The organism is Corynebacterium sp. HMSC077D03, from assembly GCF_001808545.1.
GTDB classification, from domain to species: Bacteria; Actinomycetota; Actinomycetes; order Mycobacteriales; family Mycobacteriaceae; genus Corynebacterium; species Corynebacterium simulans.
The window spans coordinates 1-343 of the sequence record NZ_KV793670.1 but is presented as its reverse complement, the minus strand read 5'-3'; the positions used below and the strand labels follow the sequence as shown (position 1 = coordinate 343).

The 343-nt window shown below is 54.2% G+C and carries 1 protein-coding gene; it reads left to right on the top strand.

Annotation, left to right across the window (positions count from 1 at the left end; translation table 11 throughout):
* The coding region (locus HMPREF2888_RS12390; RefSeq protein ID WP_141744810.1) for an IS3 family transposase at positions 1-343 on the top strand (343 nt) is incomplete at both ends.

The window sequence follows — 343 nt, the reverse complement described above, 5'->3', positions numbered from 1 at the left end:
GTCCAAGGCCCGTGGATTAAGTGCTCGTCGTCTTCGTGATGCTGTGCTGGTTGAACGCATTAGTGCTATTCATCGGGATAATTACGGTGTTTACGGTGTGCGGAAAATGTGGCATGCACTCCGCCGTGACGGAATCGATATCGGGCGTGAACAAACTGCCCGGCTGATGCGCCTGGCCGGTGTTTCTGGCAAAGGCAAAGGCGGAGCACCTATCACAACCCGAAAAGCTCACGTGCCGGATCTGCGCCCGGACTTGGTGGAACGCGAATTCAAAGCTCAGAGCCCGAATAAACTGTGGGTAGCCGACATTACATATGTGCGCACGAAGAAAGGCTTTGTGTAC